A 20,480-nucleotide genomic window follows, 5' to 3' on the forward strand; every position below is an offset into this window, starting at 1 on the left:
CGTCAGGACTTGCGGGCGACGATAAGATAGCCGATGCCCCGGTCGCCATTCAGGAACATTTTCTGTGCTTTGAAGGCCAGTCGCATTGCCAGCGTTCCAGCGAACGAACTGTAGATCGGCCAGATGCGGGTCAGCAGACTGCGGTCAGAGCCGCTGGCACCCGTGCGGTCGTCCTGGCTCATCTCAGCGCCGCCGCGCTTCCGGGTCTGACGGGCGTAGACGCGGGCGCTCAGCCGTTCCATGAGGTTGGCCAGCGGAAAGCCGTAACACTGGATCGTCTCAACCGTGAAACCAGCGTTTTCAACCAGGTTGACTAGATCCTGACGGCGGTATCGCCGATAATGCCCGGCCCAAACATCGGCCGGGTTCCAGCGTTCTGGATGCGCTGGCACCGAGACAATCAGGCCGCCGTCTGGTTTCAGATAGCGCGCCCAGTCGGAAAGCGCTGCAAGGTCGTCTTCGATATGCTCCAGCACTTCGAACGCGGCCAGATGATCAAAGCTCTCCGGAGCAAGCCCCTCATGGGTTTCGCGGATTTCGACATCGCGGGTTTCGGCCAGTAACGCATCGGCAATGCGGCGTGCAGATGGGGACTGATCAACACCTACTGCTGAAAACCCTAACTCGCTCAGGTCATCCAACAAGGCACCAGCACCACAACCGATTTCCAGAAGCCGTCCAGGCACAAGCTGCCGCGCCGCATTAAGAATAACATCGCGCCGCAACAAATAGCGCGGTGCGGGCACCCATTGCAGTGCCGGAATGGCCAGACCGAAGTGCCGGTGCCGGACGATGACATCGGGCTCAGGTACTGTGGTGGTGTGGGGGTCTGTTACGTCGATCATAAATCTATCCAGCTTGAGGCAAGCAATGAAACAGGTATTTGCAAAGCGCGTGGGCGATCTCGGGCGGTTGCGCCAATTTCAACCTGTCCGCAGGCAGCACCGGATAGCCTTCGGTCCGCAATTCGGCAATGGCGTCCAGCAGAGCCGTGGGATCGGAATGAGGGATCAGCTTCAAACCCCGAGCACTCGTGCCGAACATTTCCGTCATGGCAACGGAGTCTCGGGTGATGACCGAACGACCGGACATAAGCGCCTGGTAAACCTTGTTTGGCACGACCGAGGCTGCTTTGCCCGAAGCTCCAAAGATGCCAAGGCAGATATCGGCTTGCGAAATAGCCTCGGTCAGATCCTCATAGGGCACCCAGTCCTGCCAGCGGATGTGGTCGTGATCATCGCCCGCCAGCGTTGTCTCAAGCAATTCCTGTTCCTGTCCGGTGCCAATCAGATGCCAGTCTATCTTTCGGCCGCGCTCCGAGGTTGCTGCGGCCAGAATTGTTTCAAGCCCGTGCAGTGGGATAAGCTGTCCATAGAACAGCACCCGTGTGGCCCCGTCATGGGGTGCAGGCGCAGGCAAGCGCTGGAAAGACCCCGGCTCGGCCCCTACTGGCACGGCCCCGAACTTATGCGCGGGCAAAGCGAAAATCCCAGAGATATGTTCAGCATGTGCCCGGGTATCCAGCAAAACCCGGTGTGCGGCGCGGCAAGCCAGCCATTCGGTGGCCCACAGCATCCACGCTGCCGGTGTTCTTGCCGTGGTCATGCGACGATCATTGACGACGGTGTCGTAAAGCGAAAGGAACATGTCCCAGGTGATCCGTTTCCGCCGTAACCGGGCGAAGGGCCACAAGGCCAGCGTATCAAGCGCCCCGAGATAAGGTACGAACACCGCGTCGTGTTGGGGTGCCCGCAGATACCGCAGGATCAGCAGCGGATAGACCCACAGCGCGCGGAACAACACAAGGATCATCACCATCAGGTTCAACCGGCTTTTGTCGGCATGTTTCGGCCAGATTTCGGCGTGGATTTCGATCACCTCAACACCCAGTGCCTGCAGCCCTGCGCGCAATATCCGGGTGCGCGGTTTGCTGAGGTCATACGTGCCCCAGAAGACCACCCGTCTGCCACAGGATTCAGGTGGCGCCGGTGCAGCAAGCGCCGCGGCAGAGGGGAGGGACATCTCGCTTTTCACAGTGTCAACCTCCGGAAGCCGGCATAGATATCGCGGCCCAGGCTGTCCGGGGCAATCGGGGCTGCGCCGGTATCCCAAATCAGCCTCACTGTAACCCCTTCCGTCCCCTCAATCGTCAATGGTTCTGATCCGACGCCAAGCACTTCGCCAGACTTTACGACATTCGAATTGATCTGCACCGGACCGCTGGTTTCCACGCGATATTTTCCCGCGAACGGGAGCTTCAGTTGGACCGGTTCACTGGTCAGCGTAACCGCCCGCCCTGCAAGCCAGATCGACCCCGAATAATGCACATATGTATTTCGGAGCAACTCATGATCCTCAGCCAGAAGGACCGGCGCGGCTCCGTCTGGCAACATGGGATCCATCGTCCGCGCCAGTGCCGTTTTGTTGGCGATCAGTAGGGGCGGTTGGTACATGTCGATAAGCTCGGAAAAAACAGGCTGACCCACTGCCCGATAGCGCGCGACCCCCCAACCTGACATGAAGAACCCGGAATTCGGAAAGGTCGAGATCATGTGGCTGTCGTCGATATAGGCCACCGGTTCAGGAAAAAGGCGATGTATCTCTGCAATCGTGGCACGTTGAGTATCTGCGCGATCAGACAGGGTTTGGGCAGCCTGAATGCCAAGCCCCGCCAACATTCCCGCTACCAGCAGTGCCAGGTGACGCGACGATCCCAGCCGTTGCGCCCCGAACGCGACCGCCACCATCAATAGCGGCACCGCGAAAGGGAAAAAATACACAAACGCATTTCGGTATATCACCACCACAAACAGCGGCGCAGCGAAGAGGATCAGCAATAAGGCCCTTCGGGTATTCCATCTGGAGGCTAATCCGATGCCAGCAAGCACAATCTGGGGCAGGCTGAACATCGCCCAGCTCAGTAATTCAGCCTTTCGTGGGAAAAGCCCGCTTTTCAACAGCGTGGTGTGCAGCGCGTCTTTGGCATTGGTCGCAGTCTCATTCCCTTCGGCGACGCGAATGCCGGATGCGTGCCACAGGTAAAGCAAGACACATATGCCGCTCGCCAATACACCGGTGGCGATGATCTGGGCCGCCGCTTTGCGATCCGTTGCCCGATACAATAGCACCGCGAGAAATGCGGGCAGGTACAGCGCCGATTTGATCGTAACCAGTACCGCAAGGGCGCTCAGGAACGCGGCAGCCATCACCTGCCAGATGGACAGGCGCGTGGTCAGCAAAATCGCAATCGCCGAGGTCAGCAGCGCTGCCGCGATCGGATCGGACCGGAAGCTGGCACCATGCGCCAGAACGAAACCCGAGGTCAGAAAACCCAGAACTGCAATGTCAGCAGAAAACCGATCCGTGAAGTGGTGCGCGATGCGATGGATCGAAAACGCAGTCAGGCCGAGACAAGCAACCATAGCAACACGAGCTGCAAAAATCTGCTCCATCTCATGGCCCGGCAAGGCGTCGAGCCATGTAAAGCCGTGGACGAAAAAGGTCTGCATCGGCCGATCTAACCGACCGTCCAGAAAGGCATGGACATGGGACAGAAAATAGAACTCGTCCCAGTTTACATTATTCGTAAAAGCCACCACCAACAGCAGCGCAAAGAACCCGGCGATGCAGGCGCGAATGGCACGTTCAAGAGGTATCACCTCGACCGGCTTGGCGAAACTCTGACCATCGATGGCCGGATTATCCATTCTCCACCGCCCTGGCCGTATCAAGGGGGACCACCTCGATTGGTTTGCGGGGCGCGCGCAGCAATTCGCGTGCGCGGATGTCTTCCAGTAGGCTGCGATTGACGGCGATGAGATCTGCCAGAATGCCAACCGCAAACAGAATTGTCGCCATAGCCAGCAACACACCGGACAAAACCAGCGATTGGATATGCCCGGCCCCGCCGTCCGTGGCATAGTAATACAGGAACCGACCGACCCCAATGAGACCGGGCAGGGCAAAGATTGCTGCAAGTGTCAGGAAGAACCGCAGCGGTGCGTAGATCACAAAGACCCTCAGGATCGTGCGTGCAGAGCGGGCGACGTATTCCGGGATGCTCCTGAACAGGCGGGACGGGCGCGTCACCTTGTTGACGCGGGCTGGTACAGAGGTCATCGGAATGTGCTTGCGACCGGCCTGAATGATCGTTTCCAGCGTGTAAGTATATGTGTTGACGACACAAAGCCGGGCCGCAGCGTCGCGGGAATAGGCCCGAAATCCGCTGGGCGCATCGGGGATTTCCGACTTGCTGGCAAGACGCACGACCCAGCTGCCCATCCGCTGCAGAGCCTTCTTCAGCGGCGAGAAACTTTCGATCTCAGAGATCGGGCGGGCCCCAACCACGATCTGTGCCTGACGTTTCAGGATCGGCTCGATCAGGGCAGGGATATCATCCGCACAATACTGGTTGTCGGCGTCGGTGTTGACGATCACATCGGCCCCCAACGACAGGGCATGTTCGATCCCGGCACTGAACGCGCGGGCAAGGCCGACATGACTGCTCAACTCCAAAACATGATCGGCGTTGGCGTTCCAGGCGACTTCTACAGTCCGGTCGGTGGAGCCGTCGTCGATGACCAGAACCTCGACACTATGAATGCCCGGAATTGATCGGGGAATCGCCGCGATCGCCTCCGCAAGGGTTTCCTCCTCGTTAAGCGCCGGGATTTGAACGACAAGTTTCATGATCATGCCACATTGATAACGATGCTGGCACAGTTACCTTTGATTTTGGGACAGAATTATGTCCAAAAAGGGCAATTGTTGCGCAATCTGAAACGATTGCCGCAGCTTTTCTAGATTGAAGCAAAGCGCGTCGAGGTCCTGGCTTCCGGGCACTTTGCCTAGTCTGTGCTTTCTCTGTTTGGACGGCCACATTGACACGGGCGCGGTGCGTCTTCACTCTTGGTCGCCATAGTGTTGATTTTCAAACCCGGTATGTTTCCGTTCATTTGTTGGAGAAAACCTCATGGTTGATGAGAATGCCCTGTCCTTCAAACAATATGAGCTTTTTCTTGAAAGCGCGGAAAAGGTCAGCGATAGGCGCGCAAGCAACAACAAATGGATGCTGAGCGTCAACAGCGCCATCACCTCGCTATATGGGTACCTTTCGGCCAACGGGGATAAGGCGGAAACAACTGCGGTGCTGGTCTGGCAATGGGCCATCCCGACGGCCGGGATTCTGTCCTGTTTGGCCTGGATTGCGCTTTTGACCAGTTATCGCAAGCTGAACACGGCAAAGTTCAAGGTGCTTAACGACATCGAAGAGGGTCTGCCGCACCGGATGTACGCGAAAGAATATGAATATCTCAAAAGCGATAATCGCCTTGATTTTTCATCAATAGAACGTGTGATCCCGGCCAGCTTCATTGCGCTTTATTGCGTGATCCTGGCCCACGCGCTGGGTTACTGACCCCTGGTCAGACCTCGGCGCTGCGATGCCGAGTCGACGGCCATATTGTCTCTGCCTGCAACCCTGAATTGATGAATTCAGGCGTAACTTGACTATAGGGCAGTTTATCCGCCATATTATGTCTATTGTTTTTGTAAATTTACATATCTTGTTGTTTGCTATGCCCCGAGTTTTCTTCAGTTATACCAGTGCTTTGGAACTGTGGTCCGAGCTGATTGTCAGCGCGCTGGCCAAGCGTTTCGAAGGCGATTGCGGATGGGATACCCATGATTGGGTGGAAAACCCGATCCCCGGCGGTGCCAAATTATACGAAGCGCTGCAGAAACAAGTGGATGCGTCCGAGATCTTTGTGGCGCTGATCCATGACGACTATTTTGCCGATGACAAAGTCGCTGCATGGGAATTTGACACCTGGTCCAAGGATTGGGGCGACCGCAAGATCGTCATCCCGATCATTCTCAGTGACAAGGGCCGGTCGGGCTGGAACGAGATGTGCCAGAAACACGCTGATTTCGGCAAAGGCATCGACATTGAAAACAGCACCTATCTGGACCTGTCCCATCATGTGAAGGGCGAGCCGGGCAAGGATACCTCGGGGAAATACCGCCTCAGCGATCCGGTCTCGAACCAGCTCAAGCAGATCGTGACGTATGTTCAGGGGCATCATGCGCTGGTCAAAGAAGCGCGCCAATCCAACACTCAAGAGCCCGCCCGGCCCAAGGATGAAGGGCAGGTCCTGCTTGTTCTGGGCGGATTGACCACCCCTGTCGCGGAAGCGTTCGAAGGATATGACGCCCTGATCGACGGGCTGCGCGACACCCTTGCTCCGCTCAAGATCGAGGTCGAGGATATCGGTGATCAATGGGTGTTGCCTGAGCTGCTGAGCGAGGACAAGCAAGAGATCCTGCGCCGTGTCGCGGGCAAAAAGAAACACGTTCTGATGATGTCGGACGATCCGAGCCTGCAGGTGGCGTTTGGCGGCTCGGTCGATGCAAGAAAGCTGAGCACGATCGAAGAACGGCTATGTGTTCTGCTTAGCGCCGAAGCAGATCCTGAAACGGCCCCCATAGCGGGTGAACGGTTTGTCTGGTTCCGCGATGGTGAGGTGCCAGAAATCTCGCCGGAGTTTCCATGCCGGTCCATCGAGGGCCCCGAGCCCGGTCAGGCCATCCAGAATATCCTTGGATCAGGGCCTCAATTGCAGGCACGGTTCGAGATGGCGCAGAACCTGTTTGATCCGCTGACGCGGTGGTATCCGCGCGAAGCCCGCAGGCGGCTGAAATCGGAAGATGGCAAGAAAGTCCTTGCGCGCACAGGATCCCAGATCATCGATACGCCCGAGGCGCTGGCAAAGACGCTCAAACGATACCCATCCGATACGCCTTTGGTCCTGACGATCCTTGACAAGGACGCGCCCCCAACCGCGCTGAACAACATCGATGCGCTGCGCGAACATGTCATGGCGCGGTTCGATGCGTTCGAGGACGAGATCCGCAACGCCGATTGCGGTGAAGACCGGCAAGTTTTTGGCGTGCTGGTGCAGTTTTTCAACGAGACCGACCTGTTTGAGACCGGGATCGTGCAGGGCAGTACGTTCGACTGGCTGGTCCTGCCGGTACGCCGCGAGGATGGGGATGAAAACAAGCCGTTCTTTGACCCCGCCTATCTGAAAACGGTCCGGACACAGTTCCGCAATTTCCGCAACTCAGTCGCGGTGCAAAGCAATGGTCAGTGATATGACCGGGAAAACCGGGTTCTCCGCCTATCTCGACGCGTATCGCCGTCGCCGCGTGCAGCAGGCTGAGGGGCAAAAAGACAGCTACGGGCTTGTTTCTCCCTATGTCAGCCTGCGGTATTTTACGGCGACCAATTCGCGGCTGCTGTTCGGGCGGCGAAAGGCGATTCAAGGTATTCTGGAACGCCTGGGCGATAGTCAGGTCATCTTTGTTGTCGGTGGTTCCGGCAGCGGCAAATCCTCGATTGTGCGCGGAGGCGTTCTGAGCAAGCTGCGCCACGCCACCAATCAGATCGGCAAAAGCAGGGGCGGCTGGGACGCCATCGATTTCAGGCCCGCAACCCGCCCGGTGGATGAACTCAAAAAGGCCCTGCACACCCAGATTTTCGAGGATCGTCTGGAAAACCCGGACGAGGCCGCGCAGCTTGCCGAGGAATCCGGTGTTCCGGCAGAGATGATCTGGTCGCGGATCGACAAGGAGCTGACCCACTCGCAAATGCCGCAGGTCGCGCAGTATGAATATGCGACCCATTACGGGCTGGTCTCGGCGCATAACTGGTTCGACACTCTGGACCGCGCGCTGCGACCGCCTCCGCGACTGGGCATCGCCAATCTGGCGGTTCTGATCGACCAGTTCGAAGAGATATTCCGCAACAATGTCGACCCGGATCAGGCCGAGGCGCTGTTTTCGATGATCCGGCAGGTTCATGCCAGCAAGCCGCCGGGCGTATTTCTGATTATCACCATGCGCGCCGAAGACCTGCACCGTTGCGCGCAGGAACCGGGGCTGGCCGATATCGTGAACAGCTCGCTTTATCTGGTTGACTGGCTGGATCCGTCGAACCTGCGCGATGCGATTTTTCAGCCCGCCCGCCTGATCCTGCGCCGCTGGCGTATTCCCTATCGCCGCGACGTGCCGACAGCCCCGTTTCAAAAAGAGGTCGTCGACCGGATCCTTGCCGATGTGGCCCATACGCAGGCGCATCTGGATCACAAGGAAGATCACCTGCCTCTGTTTCAGCACGCACTGACCTGGCTGTGGACCTGGAAGCTTGAAAACTGCCCACCAGGGCAGGACTCGCAGGAATTCGAGATCACCGAAGAAGATTTCGATCAGGCGCTTGCCACACTGCGCAAGACCGGCGACTGGATGAAAACCGCGCTGTCGCGCGATGTGCGCGCCGGGCTGGATGCTGCAATCGACCGCTACGCCGACAGCGCCAATGCCGCGGGCCGGTCGGACGACCTGCGCAAGGGGATTGCGCGGGCGGCGCTCAGGGCGACGCTGTGCGCGATTGCGTCAAAGGACGAGAACGGGCGCTTCTACCGCGAATTTGTCGATCCCGAGGACGTGGTCCGGCAGCGCCTGTCTCATCCCATCTTCGGCGACAATGATACGCGCAAGGCAGATGCCCTGCGCGCCGCATTGAACGAACTGGTTGATCGCGGCTTTCTGGTCTCGGACACCGTTGCCGAAAGAAACCAGTATGATGTCACGCATGAGGCATTGATCCGGAATTCGGACATTCGCCGCTGGGTCAATCGCGAATCCGATATCATCGGAGCTTTGGCAAATTCGGTCCGGCAGGGAACCGTTTCGGATGAAGACCTGCCAAAGCTGAAGATGCTGTTTGATGCGCGGTACCTGAAACCCGAAAAGATCGAAGCGCAAAGGGTCTATGACCACACGTTCAGCCCGGAATGGATACATCGCGCCGTTCAGCGGCGGTTGAATCAGGACCACTCGGACGAGTTTGCGGCACCAAGGGGTCACGAGGCACCGGTGGCGAATGTCGATGCGCAGGATCAGGACACCAGATGGTATGACGAGGGCAAGCGCCTCTGCGATACCAAGATCCGCGAGGTCGAGGCGTTACGGCGAAAAGAGGCCATCGCCAAAGTGCGCAAGAAAACGCAGCTGGTTTCACTGGTGCTGGTCGGGGTTGTCCTGCTGTTCGCGTCCTTTCTGGCCGGCCTCTACCATCTGGAAAGTCGCGAGCGCGACATCCTCGAAGGTCTGGCGCTGGCAAAGTCTCCGGGCGAGCATTCGCAACTTGTCGGGGCCAATCTGTACGAGTTCAAGAAAAGCTATGAGGCGCTCAGCAGCAATCTCGAAAGTGACTCGGAAAGCGGTTTCATGGTCAAGAACCCGCCCTGGTACGCGTTTGTTTATAACGCAGTTCGCAGGGCCCATGACTATGACAGCCTTAAGGGCATCGTCAGGTTGCTGGGGGCCAATCCGGGGCGCTCGGACGACGAGATCTTTCTGGCGCTGGTCAGCCTGAACGACAGATATCGGGACACTTTTGGCGCGCGCTATCAGGTTTTGCCGCATACGGGACAAGACGACGGGACCGCGATGCCGGGGCTTTTGTCGGGTCAGAAGGAAGACGCAACTTGCCTCGCCGTCGATCCGGCCGCGACACAAACACAGATTGCGGCAACCAATGATCGGCCATGGGGTCTGAACATGACATGGGACGACCCGCCCGATAGCCAGGGTCAGGGTCCCAAACAGGCCGTCTTCGAATTTGTCAACGACCGCAGACAACCTTTCGAGAATGTTCGCCCCGAGACCATTGGCCTGCAGTTCCATCCCGGCCAGACCGGAGAAATCTGCACCGACAGCAAGGGCCGTGTGCTGACCGTATCCCGCGATAAATCGCCGGATGGATCAAGGTTCTATCCGACCCCGATGCCCGAGGTGTCGATGGTCATGCCACAGGCGGTTTCAAGCGGTTGGGGAGGCTCGGCCCAGGGGCTTCGGTTCGTCAGGATCGAACCCGGAAGCCGGACTGGCGAGGTTGACGCGCGGTTTCAGAATATCCAGAACTTCCACAAGGGGCCAAGGGTCAAGAGCTTTAAGTTCAGTGACAATGGTATCTACAGTTTTGCCTTTGAACCGGCCCGGTTCACAACCAACAGCGATGGTAACGCGCGTGCAGATCAATTGGTCGGAATATTCATTCCCGGTCTGGCACATCCAATGCCCATGCCTTGGCCGGACACGCCCATCGAGATGCATGACATTTCAGTCTCCGAGAACGAAATACAGACCTATATTCTGCGGCTGAACACCCCGGGCGGTAAAACCGGCGGGTTGCCGATTTCGGTCAGAATGACCGTTTCACATTGCGGGCAACCGGTCACGTTGCTTTCGCTTGCGGTGTCGGAAGAGGCGGGCGGCGATCAGAACGCGGGCCTTCGCAAATACGATGCCGTGGGGTGCAGCGCACTGGATGAACAGCGTCACCGCTATGAAAACGATATCCTGCCCAGCCTGCGGTTTTTCCAGAAAAAGCAGGTGCCGATCCCCGATCTTCCCATCAAGGCCGCAGCCTTGCACCGCCCGAATGGCGGCGATGACGATCACATCTATCTGTTGGCGAAAACGCAGGATGACGAGGTTTTTGTCCTGCCGGTGCTGAACGATCTGGGCGCGGCCATCGATGTGCTGAAAGCGCTGCAGGACGCGGTCAAGGATGCCGCGCACGTGTCAAACGCCGAGCTGACCGAAGTGTGCTATACTATGGACGATTGCAAAATCCAGGAAAGCGTCACCGATGCGACCCAGTAGAACAAAACTTGGGGCTTTTGCAGCATTTCTGCTGGCGCTGCTTCCTGCAGGTGCTTCGTCGTCGCACGGCGAGGACAGCGCCACGCCGCAGGATCCGACATCCGTGATCGACCGCTTGCCCGACATCCGCAAGGCGCTGCGGGATCAGGATATGCGTCAGCCAGACAACGCGCGGCCACGGTCGAAAATTGCGCAATTGTGGTGCAACTACTGCTGGCAGAACTGGGGTAACTGGGGCAATTGGGCCAATTTCTGGGTAAACTACTAGATCGTATCCGTTACCGCGGTGTTGCAGAGCTTTTGGTTCTGCAAGGTACGCCCTTTTGCAATCTCGATTGCCGCTATTGTTACCTCGACCACCGCAACGATCGTCGCCGCATGTCGATCGAGACCGTCGAGGCCGCTGTCAGATGGTTGGCGCAGGGCGGGTTGATCGGGCGGGAGCTGACGATTGTCTGGCACGCAGGCGAACCCATGGTGCTGCCGGTCGATTGGTACGCCCGGGCGCTGGACCGGATCGCCGCGCTGACTCCAAAGGGAGTGCGGATCGGCCATGCCTTCCAGACCAACGGAGTGCTGGTCACTGACGCGTGGTGTGATTTCTTTCGCGAGCGTCAGGTCTCGGTCGGGGTCAGTCTGGACGGCCCCGCAATTGTGCATGATCACAACAGAAAAACCCGACAGGGCGGCGGCACGTTCCGGGCCGCTTTGGACGGATTTCAGAAACTGACGGATGCGGGGCTGTCGCCTCATGTGATCTGTGTCGTGACCGCGCAGACGCTGGCCCATACAGATGAATTCATCGATTTCTTCGAGGGGCTGAACCCGCCACAACTTGGGCTGAATTTCGAAGAAACCGAAGGGGTCCACGCAAATTCCAGCCTTGATGGCTTGTCCCCGGATGCCTTGCGCCCCTTTCTGCGGCGGCTTGTCCGGCACAGTCTGGACAGGCGCCGCCCCCGGCTGCGTGAGGTCGAGCAGCTGCTGGCAAAGCTGCGCGCCCCGTCGCGTCAGGGGCCAGGGCGGCATCAGGAAAACCAACCCTTCCGGATCGTGACGGTGGATGCAGATGGCGGCATCCACACGTTTTCACCAGAACTGGCAGGCGTTGCGGTCGGGGGCTTTGACGGACAGGCGCTGGGCAATGTCCATCACGACAGGTTCGAGGACGTGCTTGCCACCGCTCCGTTCCGGGCGCTGCAGACCCAAATTCAGGACGGCGTCAAACTGTGCCGGGACTCCTGCCCGCATTTCAAACTTTGCGGCGGCGGCAGCCCCTCGAACAAGCTGGCCGAGTTCGGGCGGTTCGATGTCTCAGAGACCGCCTATTGCCGGGTCGCCAAGAAACTGCTTGGCGATATCATCCTGTCAGAGGTCGAACACCGGCTGGCAACCAAACAGGTGATTGGTTTCTGATAACCCGGTCACTTTAGTGCCCGTGCCAGAAAGGCGCGCGTTGTTTCGTGTTTCGGCGTCTCGAACAACTCGGATGGGGGGGCCTCTTCGACGATACGCCCGTCCTGCAGAAAACACACCTTGTCGGCGACTTCGCGGGCAAATCCCATTTCATGCGTGGCCATCACCATCGTCATGCCCCGTCGCTTCAACCGCACCAGCACGTCCAGAACCTCACCCACCAGTTGCGGATCAAGGGCCGAGGTGATCTCGTCAAACAGCATGACCTCGGGTTCCATCGCCAGCGCCCGGACAATCGCAACGCGCTGCTGCTGTCCACCCGACAGCTGGTCGGGATAGTTCTGCATCCGGTCGGCAAGCCCAAAGCGTTCAAACAAGGCCTCGACCTCGGGCTGTAATGTGGCGCGGGATTTGCCATGCACCCGGCGCGGGGCCAGCATTACGTTTTCGATGGCCGTCATATGCGGGAACAGGTTGAAGCTTTGGAACACGATCCCGATCCGCGCGCGCACCGATTGCGGATCGCGCCCCGGCACCGCGATATCCTCGCCATCCAGAAAAATCTCGCCATCTTCGATGGGTTCCAGCAGGTTGATACAGCGCAGCAGGGTGGATTTGCCCGCACCCGAAGCGCCGATCAGGCAGACCATCTGACCCTCTTCAACATCCAGATCGATCCCGTCGCACACCGTATTGTCGCCGAACTTTTTGACGACGCCGCGAAGTTCAATCTTTGCCATCAGCGCCTCTCCCGCATCTGACGGGCCATCAGATGATCGGCATAGCGTGTGGCCGGGATTGTCACGATCAGAAAGATGATCGCTGCGCCCACGTAGGGCGTGAAATTGGCCAGCAGGGATTTGAACACACCGGCCTGACGAAACACCTCGACGGGGCCGATGAAGCTCAGCAGCGAGACGTCCTTTTGCAGCGCGATCAGCATGTTCATCTGCGACGGCACCACATTGCGGATGGCCTGCGGCAACACCACATCGCGCATGACCTGCCGTTCGGACAGACCCAGCGATAGTGCGGCGGCGCGTTGACTGTGGTGAACGCTGTCGATGCCGGATCGGAAAATCTCGGCCACATAAGCGGAATAGGTCAGGATCAGCGCCAGCGAGCCCCAGATGTAAGGTGAGTTCCAAGGGCGCGGCAGGCCCAGACCCGGAATGCCAAAGCCGATCAGGTAAACAGTGAGGATAACCGGTACGCCGCGAAAGATGTCGGTGAAGGCCGCGCCAAAGATGCGCAGCGGAAACAACGCCGGTGATTTGGCATCGCGCGCAAGGGCGATCAGCAGGCCCAACACCGCAATTGCCGGTGCCGACCAGGCAAAGATCACGACGTTGATACGAAACGCCTCAAGCAGTTTGGGAAAGGTTTTCAACAGCACGTCGCCGTTGAAAAAGCTCTGCTGGACCTTGGCCCATCCCGGCGCAAGCGGCACCAGAACGACCAGTGCCACGACAACGATAAGCGTGCTGGTCGCCGCGACGATCAGCGACCTGCGTCGCTGTTGCGCCTCATAGCGTTCGCGGCGGGTCAGGCCCGCCGTTTCGGATCGCGCCATGTTACTTGATCAGAGGGACGCCGGTGGTGTCCTGCAGCCACTTGGCCTCGATTTCGGCCAGCTTGCCGTTTTCGGACAGCGCCGCGATTGCTTCGTCAACGCAGGCTTTCAATGGGTTGCCTTCTTCCATCAACATGCCGAATTGATCGGGATTGTCGCTTTCATCTGCCGGAAACTGCCCGATGACTTTTGAACCTTCGATCATCACAGCGCTCAGGAACAGAGCGGTTGGCAGGTCAAACAGTGCGGCGTCGATCTGGTTGGCGGTCATGGCAGCGTTGACGTCAGTGTTGTCGCCATAAAGCAGCGGATCGCTGTCCGGCTGGATGGTACTGGCAAGCTTGGGAACAGCAGTGGTCGAACCCATCGCCCCCCATTTCAGACCTTTCAGGGCCTCAATCGTCGGCGCTGTATCCGCGGCATTCGCGCTTACCAGAACCGCCATGGGCGCGGTGTAATAGGGGGTCGAGAAATCGACCATCTGTTCCCGCTCAGGCGTGATCGAGTATTGCTGGATGTTGACGTCAAACTCTTTCGCGCCGGGTTGGATTGCTTCGTCGAACGATGACCTGATCCAGACAACGTCATCGGCGGCAAACCCCATTTCCTCGGCCACTGCATAGGCTACTGCCGCCTCGAACCCTTGTCCGCTTTCGGGGGCGTCATCCAGCACCCAAGGGTAATAGGCCGGGTTGCCCGTTGCTATGGTGAGTTTCCCATCTGTCAGCGTTTTGCCGGCTGCGCATTGATCAGCTGCAAGCGCTGCTGTGGAAACAAACGCAAAGGATGCTGCGGTCAGAAAAAGCATCTTGGACATGGGCACGGACCTCCTGTTGGTGTGTTGCGGCTACGGTAGTTCTGCGCGCAGGCGCTGTCCAGCGCGCAGGAATGTATTGACGCCTGCGCCGGGTCTCATGCAATGCTGGGCGGGTAAGGCATAGGGGACGTGATCATGACGATCATAGTGCAGCAACCGATGATGCGCCGGGCGACCGGGGCAGATCTTGTTGCTCAACGCGGGGCGCACTCTCCCGCGTAACCCGGCCCTCGCGCCGCCTTGCAGCTTTCATCGGCAGTCACACTCATGAACACAGTTACCGGATTGCGCATGGCAATCGACATAGGTGGTACATTCACCGATACAGTGCTCATTCAGGGCGCATCGCAGATATTGGCGACAAGCAAGACCCCCACGACCCCTGCGCAACCCGCTTTGGGTGCTTTGGAAGGGGCAAGGCTGGTCTTGCGGGACGCGGACCGAATGTGGGATCAGGTCACGGGCATGATCCATGGCACCACGCTTGCCACCAACGCCCTGATCGAACGCCGCGGCGCACGGGTGGCGACCATCACAACCGATGGCTTCCGCGACATCCTCGAAATTGCGTATGAAAGGCGCTATGCGCAATATGCGATCAATCTGACCAAGCCCGAATTGCTGGTACCGCGCACCCACGCCCTGACGATCAAGGGGCGCATGGATGCCCGTGGTCAGGAACGCCTGCCATTGGACGAAGACGCGGTAAGCGGTCTTGTCAGCGATCTCAAACGGCTTGGCTGCGATGCTGTCGCGATTTGTCTGATGCATTCCTATGCCAACCCTGCGCATGAACTGCGTCTGAAAGACTTGCTGGCGCAGCATATGCCGGAACTGGTGGTCTCGCTCAGCCATCAGGTCAGCCCCGAAGCGCGTGAGTTTGATCGCCTGTGCACCACCATCGCCAACGCCTATATCCAACCCTTGATGGCCGGATACCTGTCGGATTTCGAAACCCGTTTCGCGGCAGAGGGGCTGAGCTGTCCCATCCTGATGATGACAGCCGGGGGCGGGATGACGACCATCGAAACCGCGGCCCGGCTGCCTGTCCGTCTTGTTGAATCCGGCCCTGCAGGCGGCGCAATCCTTGCCGCCCGCATCTCCGGGGAAGCGGGCGCAGCCGAGGTTTTGTCGTTCGACATGGGCGGCACCACCGCCAAGCTGTGCCTGATTGATGACTATCGCCCCCAGACCGCCCGCAAGTTTGAAATCTCGCGGGCCGAGCGGTTTATCAAAGGCTCGGGAATGCCGGTGCGTATTCCGGTGATCGAAATGATCGAGATCGGCGCGGGCGGCGGGTCAATCGCAAGCGTCGACCGGCTGAACCGGCTCTGTGTTGGGCCTCAAAGTGCCGGTTCCGATCCGGGGCCTGCGGGCTTTGCAAAGGGCGGTACCCTGCCAACCGTCACCGATGCGGATATCGCGCAAGGGCTGATCGACCCGGACCGCTTTGCCGAGGGTCGCCTGCAGATCGACAGGGCAGCGTCCGAGGCGGCGCTGTCTGATCACATCGGCCAGCGCATCGGGCTGAACGCTGAACAGGCAGCCAATGCCATCAGCGAAATCGTTGATGAGAACATGGCCAGCGCAGGCCGAATGCACGCCGTCGAATCCGGTAAAGACCTGAGCGCGCGCCTGATGATTGCCTTTGGCGGCAACGGCCCCCTGCACGCAACCCGCGTTGCCCGCCGATCTCAGGTCCGCCGCATCCTGATTCCGCGCGATCCGGGGGTGGGTTCTGCCGTCGGCTTTCTGTTCGCGCCGGTCTCGTTCGAGATCATTCGCTCGCGCTATGCCACTCTGGACGCGTTGGATATTGACGGCCTGAACTGGTTCTTTGCCCGCATGACAGATGAGGCAACCGAAGTCGTCAGGGCGGGCGCGCCCGATGCCCCGCTTGTCGCCCGCCGCGTGGCCTTCATGCGCTATCACGGGCAAGGTCACGAAATCGAAGTGAACCTGCCCGACCGGATTTTGAACCGCGAAGACCTTACGAAACTGCGCCGAGATTTTGAGGCCGAATACACCCGGCAGTTCACAAGAACCGTGCCGGGTATGACCATCGAGATCATGAACTGGGGCCTGACCGTATCCGCTCCGGTACTTGCACCTGCAGGGCAGGTTGGTTTCGCCGAAGGTCAGGAAATCGCCCCGACCGAGACGCGCGAGATCCTGTGCGATGTGACCGCCCAACCCCGAATGGCCGGGGTGTTCGAGCGCGCGGCGTTGACTGCAGGGGATCAGATCGCAGGCCCCGCTCTGATCGTCGAGCCTCAGACCACCACCTATGTCAGCACCGATTTCCGGGCGCAGTTGGATGAGGTTGGAAATATCTGGCTGACCAGCACAGAAGGACCAGACCAATGACATCACCTCAAACCCGTTTGCAGGTTCTGTGGAACCGTCTGCTTGCCGTTGTCGAAGAACAGGGGCAGGCGCTTGTCCGCGCGGCGTTCAGTCCGATTGTGCGTGAATGCGGTGATATCTCGGCCGGGATTTTCGACTTTCATGGCCGGATGATTGCTCAGGCCGTCACAGGAACACCGGGGCACATCAACACCATGGCCGAGGCGGTCAAGACCCTGCGCGCTCAATTTCCGATACAAGACATGAAGCCGGGTGATATCTACATGACAAACGACCCGTGGATCGCCTCGGGCCATTTGAACGATTTCCTGCTGATGATGCCTGTGTTTTTTGACGGTCGGGTGGTCGGGTTCACCTCCTGCACCTCGCATCTGGTTGATCTGGGCGGGCTGGGCATGGGGCCGGAAGGCAGCGACATCTATGACGAGGGCCTGCTGATCCCACCATGCAAGCTGGTGGATCAGGGCCAGATCAACGCGCTGCTGCTGGAAATCGTCAAGGCGAACTCGCGCGAGCCGATCGCCAACGAGGGCGACATCTATGCGCTGATTGCCTGTTGCGAGGCCGGCGCGACGCGGCTGACGCAAATGATGACAGAGTTCGGCCTGCAAGACCTGACCGAGCTATCCGACTACATCATCGAAACCTCGCGCCGGGGCACGATCGATGCCATCGCTGAACTGCCCAAGGGCACGTGGCACCATGCGTTGAAGGTTGACGGATACGGCGCCGAGATTGAACTGCACGCCGCCCTGACAATTGCAGCAGATCATCTGCTGCTGGATTTCGATGGAACCGCCGGGTGCACCAACAAGGGCATCAACGTTCCGTTGAACTATGCCGCCGCCTATTCGGTCTTTGCACTCAGGTGCATCATCGGGTCTGACATTCCAAACAACGCAGGCTCGTTGGAACCGTTTCAGGTGACAGGCCCCAAGGGCTGTATCCTGAACGCGCAGCCTCCGGCCCCGGTCGCCATGCGACATACGCTGGGCCAGATGACGCCAGATCTGGTTTATGGCTGCCTGTCGCAGGCGCTGCCCGACTTGGTTCCAGCCGAAGGCGCATCCTGCATGTACGATCTGCCGCTGCGACACGTGCCCGAGGCCGTCGATCGCGGCGACACCCAGTTCGCTCTGGAACTTGTGTTCAACGGCGGCACAGGCGCACGCCCGACATTGGACGGCCTGTCCGCGACCGCCTTCCCCAGCGGTGTCTGGGGCAGTCAGGTTGAAACCACCGAGGCCGTCGCGCCGGTTCTGTTTCATCGCCGCGAACTCAGACCCGATTCCGGCGGGGCAGGCCGGTTTCGAGGCGGGCTGGGGCAGCACATCGAAATCAGTGCGTCGTCAGATCAGGATTTCATGGTCTTTCTTTCGGTCGAGCGCATTCTGAACCCGGCAAAGGGCCGCCATGGCGGGCTGGATGGTGCCACAGGGCGCATTCGCATCGGTCACACCGGGCAAGACCTGCCCGGTAAGGGCGAGTTGCGAGTCAAGGCGGGCGAGACGCTGGTTTTTCAGACCCCCGGCGGTGGCGGCTATGGCCCGCCAACAGATCGCTGCACCGATGCCTTGGCCCGCGATGTCGACGCAGGGTTGGTCACAGCTACAGCCGCGCAGCGCCTTTATGGAGGGTCCAGATGACTCGGCCCCAGCCTCATGTCGCGCGAATGGCGCCCTATGCCCTGATGAAGCTGGCCGCGCCCGAAGGTATCCCGCTTTTGTCCCTGTCTCAGAACGAATCCCTGCGCGCGCCAAGCCCAAACGCGATCAAAGCAGCGACGAAGGTTCTGACAAGCACCATGCTTTATCCTGATCCGGACTGGACCGACCTGCGGCAAGCTCTGGCACAGCACCACGGCATCAACGCCGAGGATATCCTGTGCGGCAACGGATCACTGGATCTGATCGGGTGCATTGCGCGGGTCTATGCAGGGCCCGACCGTGCAGTCCTTGCACCCAAACACGCCTATCCGTTTTTCAGATCAGCGTCGCAGATGGCCAACGCCCGCTTTGACACCGCCCCCGAGGTTGATCTGACGGTCAGCGTTCAGGCGCTGCTGGATGCGGTACAGCCGGACACCGGCATCGTCTTTGTCGCCAATCCGGGCAATCCGACGGGCACCCGCATTTCGCGTGCTGAACTGGATCGTTTACGCTCGGCTCTGCACCCCGACATCCTGCTGGTTGTTGACGAAGCTTATGGCGAGTTCGCCGATCATCTGAACGAGACCAGTTTTGACTTGGTTGAGGTTGGCAACACGGTAGTTCTGCGCACCTTCTCCAAGGCCTACGGGATGGCGGGTTTTCGGGTTGGCTGGGGCGTGTTCCCGCAGGCTATTGCGGCCGAGATGCGAAAGGTAATGAACCCCAACAACATCAGCGCCGCTGCGCAGGCCGCAGCGGTCGCAGCGGTGCAGGATCACGACTATATGCGGGAAACCTGCCGAATGACCTCATCGCTGCGCGAGGGCGTCATGAGGGCATTGAGCGAGGCGGGGTTTGATCTGCCCCCAAGTTTCACGAACTTCGTGCTGATCGATATGGGCCGCGCCGAGGCCGCGCAAAGCGCTGATGCGACGCTGCAAGCCGATGGCGTTTTCCTAAGACCGCAAGGCGGCGCAGGTCTGCCGCATATGTTGCGGATGACAATCGGGTCCGAACAGGACAACAACCGCGCCATCGCAGCGCTGACGAAATGGAAAAAGGAGCATTCCTGATGGCACATTCCCGAGGTCGCGCGCGGATCGGTATTCTGGTTCCGTTTACGAATACAAACCTCGAACCCGACATGGCGATGATGCGCCCCGATGGCGTTTCGTTGCATGTCGCGCGGATGGGGGGATATGACGAGGATGAGATACCCGACGAAACCCAGATGCACGGGCTGGGCGCCGCTGATCTTGACGCGCCGTTGCATCTGCTGATGGGCGCAAAGCCGGACGTGGTCATGTATGGCTGCACCTCGGCCACTCTGACCCACGGCCCTGCGTTTGATCGGGCGCTGGCAGACAAGATCAAGAACGCTAGCGGGGCCGAAACGGTCACGGCAGCCGGGGCGCTTGTGAACGCCTTGAAGACGCTTGGGGCAAAGCGGATCGGCTTCGCCTCGCCCTATGTCAAAGCGATCAATGATATGGCGATTGGGTTTCTGCAGGAAAAGGGCATAGAAACCGTAAATCGATCCGAAGTTGCCGAAGCGCTCGACAACGAAGGGCAGGGTGCGTTGGACCCTGACCGCGTGTTCGCGCTGGGCCTGCAAGCGGATCATGCTGACGCCGAGGCGGTTGTTCTGTCCTGCACCGATATGCGCAGCGTCGAAGTGCTGGCGCGGTTGGAACAGAGGCTTGGCAAACCGGTTGTCAGTTCAAATCAGGCCATGTTGTTTCAGGCGCTGCAGATGCTGAACTTGCCAGAAGCTGCGCCGGGATTTGGTCAATTGCTCGAAAGGTCAATAAGCCCGATTGCCTCTGATCCTGCGAAGCGCAGCGGATAGGCCATGACCGAGAAAACTCGTACGAAATTTCTTTGCCAGCGCTGGAAAAAAGCGGCGACTACGGGAATCCCCCAATTTCGC

The 20,480-nt window shown here is 59.2% G+C and carries 17 protein-coding genes; 9 read left to right on the forward strand and 8 right to left on the reverse strand.

What is annotated here, in order from left to right; all coding sequences use genetic code 11:
• Positions 1-2: 2 nt before the first annotated feature.
• The 4 genes from ACR0FG_RS17705 to ACR0FG_RS17720 are packed head-to-tail and all read right to left on the reverse strand — an operon-like array spanning position 3 to position 4,689.
• A complete protein-coding gene (locus ACR0FG_RS17705; protein ID WP_480894370.1) occupies positions 3-845 on the reverse strand; it encodes a class I SAM-dependent methyltransferase in 843 nt (280 codons plus the stop codon).
• Positions 846-849: 4 nt separating this feature from the next.
• Positions 850-2,022, reverse strand: a complete 1,173-nt coding sequence (locus tag ACR0FG_RS17710; protein ID WP_480894372.1) for a glycosyltransferase — start codon at positions 2,020-2,022, stop codon at positions 850-852.
• 8 nt (positions 2,023-2,030) lie between these two features.
• Positions 2,031-3,707 (reverse strand): hypothetical protein, encoded by a 1,677-nt coding sequence (locus tag ACR0FG_RS17715; RefSeq protein WP_480894374.1) that lies wholly within the window; start codon positions 3,705-3,707, stop codon positions 2,031-2,033.
• Entirely contained in the window at positions 3,700-4,689 is a 990-nt protein-coding gene (locus tag ACR0FG_RS17720; protein WP_170713947.1) for a glycosyltransferase family 2 protein, read from the reverse strand. The genes ACR0FG_RS17715 and ACR0FG_RS17720 overlap by 8 nt, the downstream gene beginning before the upstream one ends.
• Before the next feature lie 283 nt (positions 4,690-4,972).
• Between ACR0FG_RS17720 and ACR0FG_RS17725 the strand changes: the two genes are divergently transcribed.
• The 5 genes from ACR0FG_RS17725 to grrM all read left to right on the forward strand — a co-directional run bounded on the left by ACR0FG_RS17725 (position 4,973) and on the right by grrM (position 12,144).
• Positions 4,973-5,416, forward strand: a complete 444-nt coding sequence (locus ACR0FG_RS17725; protein WP_170713945.1) for a RipA family octameric membrane protein — start codon at positions 4,973-4,975, stop codon at positions 5,414-5,416.
• Positions 5,417-5,576: 160 nt separating this feature from the next.
• A complete protein-coding gene (locus tag ACR0FG_RS17730) occupies positions 5,577-7,151 on the forward strand; it encodes a hypothetical protein (RefSeq protein ID WP_480894376.1) in 1,575 nt (524 codons plus the stop codon).
• Between the two features lies 1 nt (position 7,152).
• Positions 7,153-10,728, forward strand: coding sequence for an nSTAND1 domain-containing NTPase (locus ACR0FG_RS17735; RefSeq protein WP_480894378.1), 3,576 nt, complete (start codon positions 7,153-7,155; stop codon positions 10,726-10,728).
• Positions 10,715-10,996: a hypothetical protein gene (locus ACR0FG_RS17740; protein ID WP_480894380.1), complete on the forward strand. Its 282-nt coding sequence runs from the start codon at positions 10,715-10,717 to the stop codon at positions 10,994-10,996. The genes ACR0FG_RS17735 and ACR0FG_RS17740 overlap by 14 nt, the downstream gene beginning before the upstream one ends.
• Before the next feature lie 32 nt (positions 10,997-11,028).
• On the forward strand, positions 11,029-12,144 hold the full coding sequence (gene grrM / locus ACR0FG_RS17745) for a cyclophane-forming radical SAM/SPASM peptide maturase GrrM/OscB (RefSeq protein WP_480894416.1): 1,116 nt from the start codon (positions 11,029-11,031) through the stop codon (positions 12,142-12,144).
• 8 nt (positions 12,145-12,152) lie between these two features.
• On the opposite strand, the gene ACR0FG_RS17750 is transcribed toward grrM, so the two are convergent.
• Genes ACR0FG_RS17750 through ACR0FG_RS17765 form a run of 4 tightly spaced genes read right to left on the reverse strand, consistent with a single transcriptional unit; the run spans position 12,153 to position 14,732 of the window.
• Complete coding sequence (locus ACR0FG_RS17750; RefSeq protein ID WP_480894382.1) at positions 12,153-12,884, reverse strand: amino acid ABC transporter ATP-binding protein; 732 nt, start codon at positions 12,882-12,884, stop codon at positions 12,153-12,155.
• Positions 12,884-13,717: an amino acid ABC transporter permease gene (locus ACR0FG_RS17755; protein ID WP_480894384.1), complete on the reverse strand. Its 834-nt coding sequence runs from the start codon at positions 13,715-13,717 to the stop codon at positions 12,884-12,886. Before ACR0FG_RS17755 ends, ACR0FG_RS17750 begins: the two co-directional genes overlap by 1 nt.
• 1 nt (position 13,718) lies before the next feature.
• On the reverse strand, positions 13,719-14,534 hold the full coding sequence (locus ACR0FG_RS17760) for an ABC transporter substrate-binding protein (protein WP_480894386.1): 816 nt from the start codon (positions 14,532-14,534) through the stop codon (positions 13,719-13,721).
• A 30-nt stretch (positions 14,535-14,564) separates the two neighbouring features.
• Positions 14,565-14,732 carry a hypothetical protein gene (locus tag ACR0FG_RS17765; RefSeq protein WP_480894388.1) on the reverse strand — a complete coding sequence of 56 codons (168 nt, stop codon included), beginning with the start codon at positions 14,730-14,732 and terminating at the stop codon, positions 14,565-14,567.
• A gap of 69 nt (positions 14,733-14,801) precedes the next feature.
• Between ACR0FG_RS17765 and ACR0FG_RS17770 the strand changes: the two genes are divergently transcribed.
• The 4 genes from ACR0FG_RS17770 to ACR0FG_RS17785 are packed head-to-tail and all read left to right on the forward strand — an operon-like array spanning position 14,802 to position 20,399.
• Positions 14,802-16,901: a hydantoinase/oxoprolinase family protein gene (locus ACR0FG_RS17770; RefSeq protein ID WP_480894390.1), complete on the forward strand. Its 2,100-nt coding sequence runs from the start codon at positions 14,802-14,804 to the stop codon at positions 16,899-16,901.
• Entirely contained in the window at positions 16,898-18,547 is a 1,650-nt protein-coding gene (locus ACR0FG_RS17775; protein ID WP_480894392.1) for a hydantoinase B/oxoprolinase family protein, read from the forward strand. The genes ACR0FG_RS17770 and ACR0FG_RS17775 overlap by 4 nt, the downstream gene beginning before the upstream one ends.
• A complete protein-coding gene (locus tag ACR0FG_RS17780) occupies positions 18,544-19,623 on the forward strand; it encodes a pyridoxal phosphate-dependent aminotransferase (protein ID WP_480894394.1) in 1,080 nt (359 codons plus the stop codon). Before ACR0FG_RS17775 ends, ACR0FG_RS17780 begins: the two co-directional genes overlap by 4 nt.
• Positions 19,623-20,399 (forward strand): maleate cis-trans isomerase family protein, encoded by a 777-nt coding sequence (locus tag ACR0FG_RS17785; RefSeq protein WP_480894396.1) that lies wholly within the window; start codon positions 19,623-19,625, stop codon positions 20,397-20,399. Before ACR0FG_RS17780 ends, ACR0FG_RS17785 begins: the two co-directional genes overlap by 1 nt.
• Positions 20,400-20,480: the final 81 nt, after the last annotated feature.

The sequence above is a fragment of the Ruegeria sp. E1 genome, from assembly GCF_056534225.1.

Bases quoted from the DNA above. Each gene is read 5' to 3' on its own strand.
- ACR0FG_RS17705 (WP_480894370.1), bottom strand. From the start codon at position 845: ATGATCGACGTAACAGACCCCCACACCACCACAGTACCTGAGCCCGAT.
- ACR0FG_RS17710 (WP_480894372.1), bottom strand. From the start codon at position 2,022: ATGTCCCTCCCCTCTGCCGCGGCGCTTGCTGCACCGGCGCCACCTGAA.
- ACR0FG_RS17715 (WP_480894374.1), bottom strand. From the start codon at position 3,707: ATGGATAATCCGGCCATCGATGGTCAGAGTTTCGCCAAGCCGGTCGAG.
- ACR0FG_RS17720 (WP_170713947.1), bottom strand. From the start codon at position 4,689: ATGAAACTTGTCGTTCAAATCCCGGCGCTTAACGAGGAGGAAACCCTT.
- ACR0FG_RS17725 (WP_170713945.1), top strand. From the start codon at position 4,973: ATGGTTGATGAGAATGCCCTGTCCTTCAAACAATATGAGCTTTTTCTT.
- ACR0FG_RS17730 (WP_480894376.1), top strand. From the start codon at position 5,577: ATGCCCCGAGTTTTCTTCAGTTATACCAGTGCTTTGGAACTGTGGTCC.
- ACR0FG_RS17735 (WP_480894378.1), top strand. From the start codon at position 7,153: ATGACCGGGAAAACCGGGTTCTCCGCCTATCTCGACGCGTATCGCCGT.
- ACR0FG_RS17740 (WP_480894380.1), top strand. From the start codon at position 10,715: ATGCGACCCAGTAGAACAAAACTTGGGGCTTTTGCAGCATTTCTGCTG.
- ACR0FG_RS17750 (WP_480894382.1), bottom strand. From the start codon at position 12,884: ATGGCAAAGATTGAACTTCGCGGCGTCGTCAAAAAGTTCGGCGACAAT.
- ACR0FG_RS17755 (WP_480894384.1), bottom strand. From the start codon at position 13,717: ATGGCGCGATCCGAAACGGCGGGCCTGACCCGCCGCGAACGCTATGAG.
- ACR0FG_RS17760 (WP_480894386.1), bottom strand. From the start codon at position 14,534: ATGTCCAAGATGCTTTTTCTGACCGCAGCATCCTTTGCGTTTGTTTCC.
- ACR0FG_RS17770 (WP_480894390.1), top strand. From the start codon at position 14,802: ATGAACACAGTTACCGGATTGCGCATGGCAATCGACATAGGTGGTACA.
- ACR0FG_RS17775 (WP_480894392.1), top strand. From the start codon at position 16,898: ATGACATCACCTCAAACCCGTTTGCAGGTTCTGTGGAACCGTCTGCTT.
- ACR0FG_RS17780 (WP_480894394.1), top strand. From the start codon at position 18,544: ATGACTCGGCCCCAGCCTCATGTCGCGCGAATGGCGCCCTATGCCCTG.
- ACR0FG_RS17785 (WP_480894396.1), top strand. From the start codon at position 19,623: ATGGCACATTCCCGAGGTCGCGCGCGGATCGGTATTCTGGTTCCGTTT.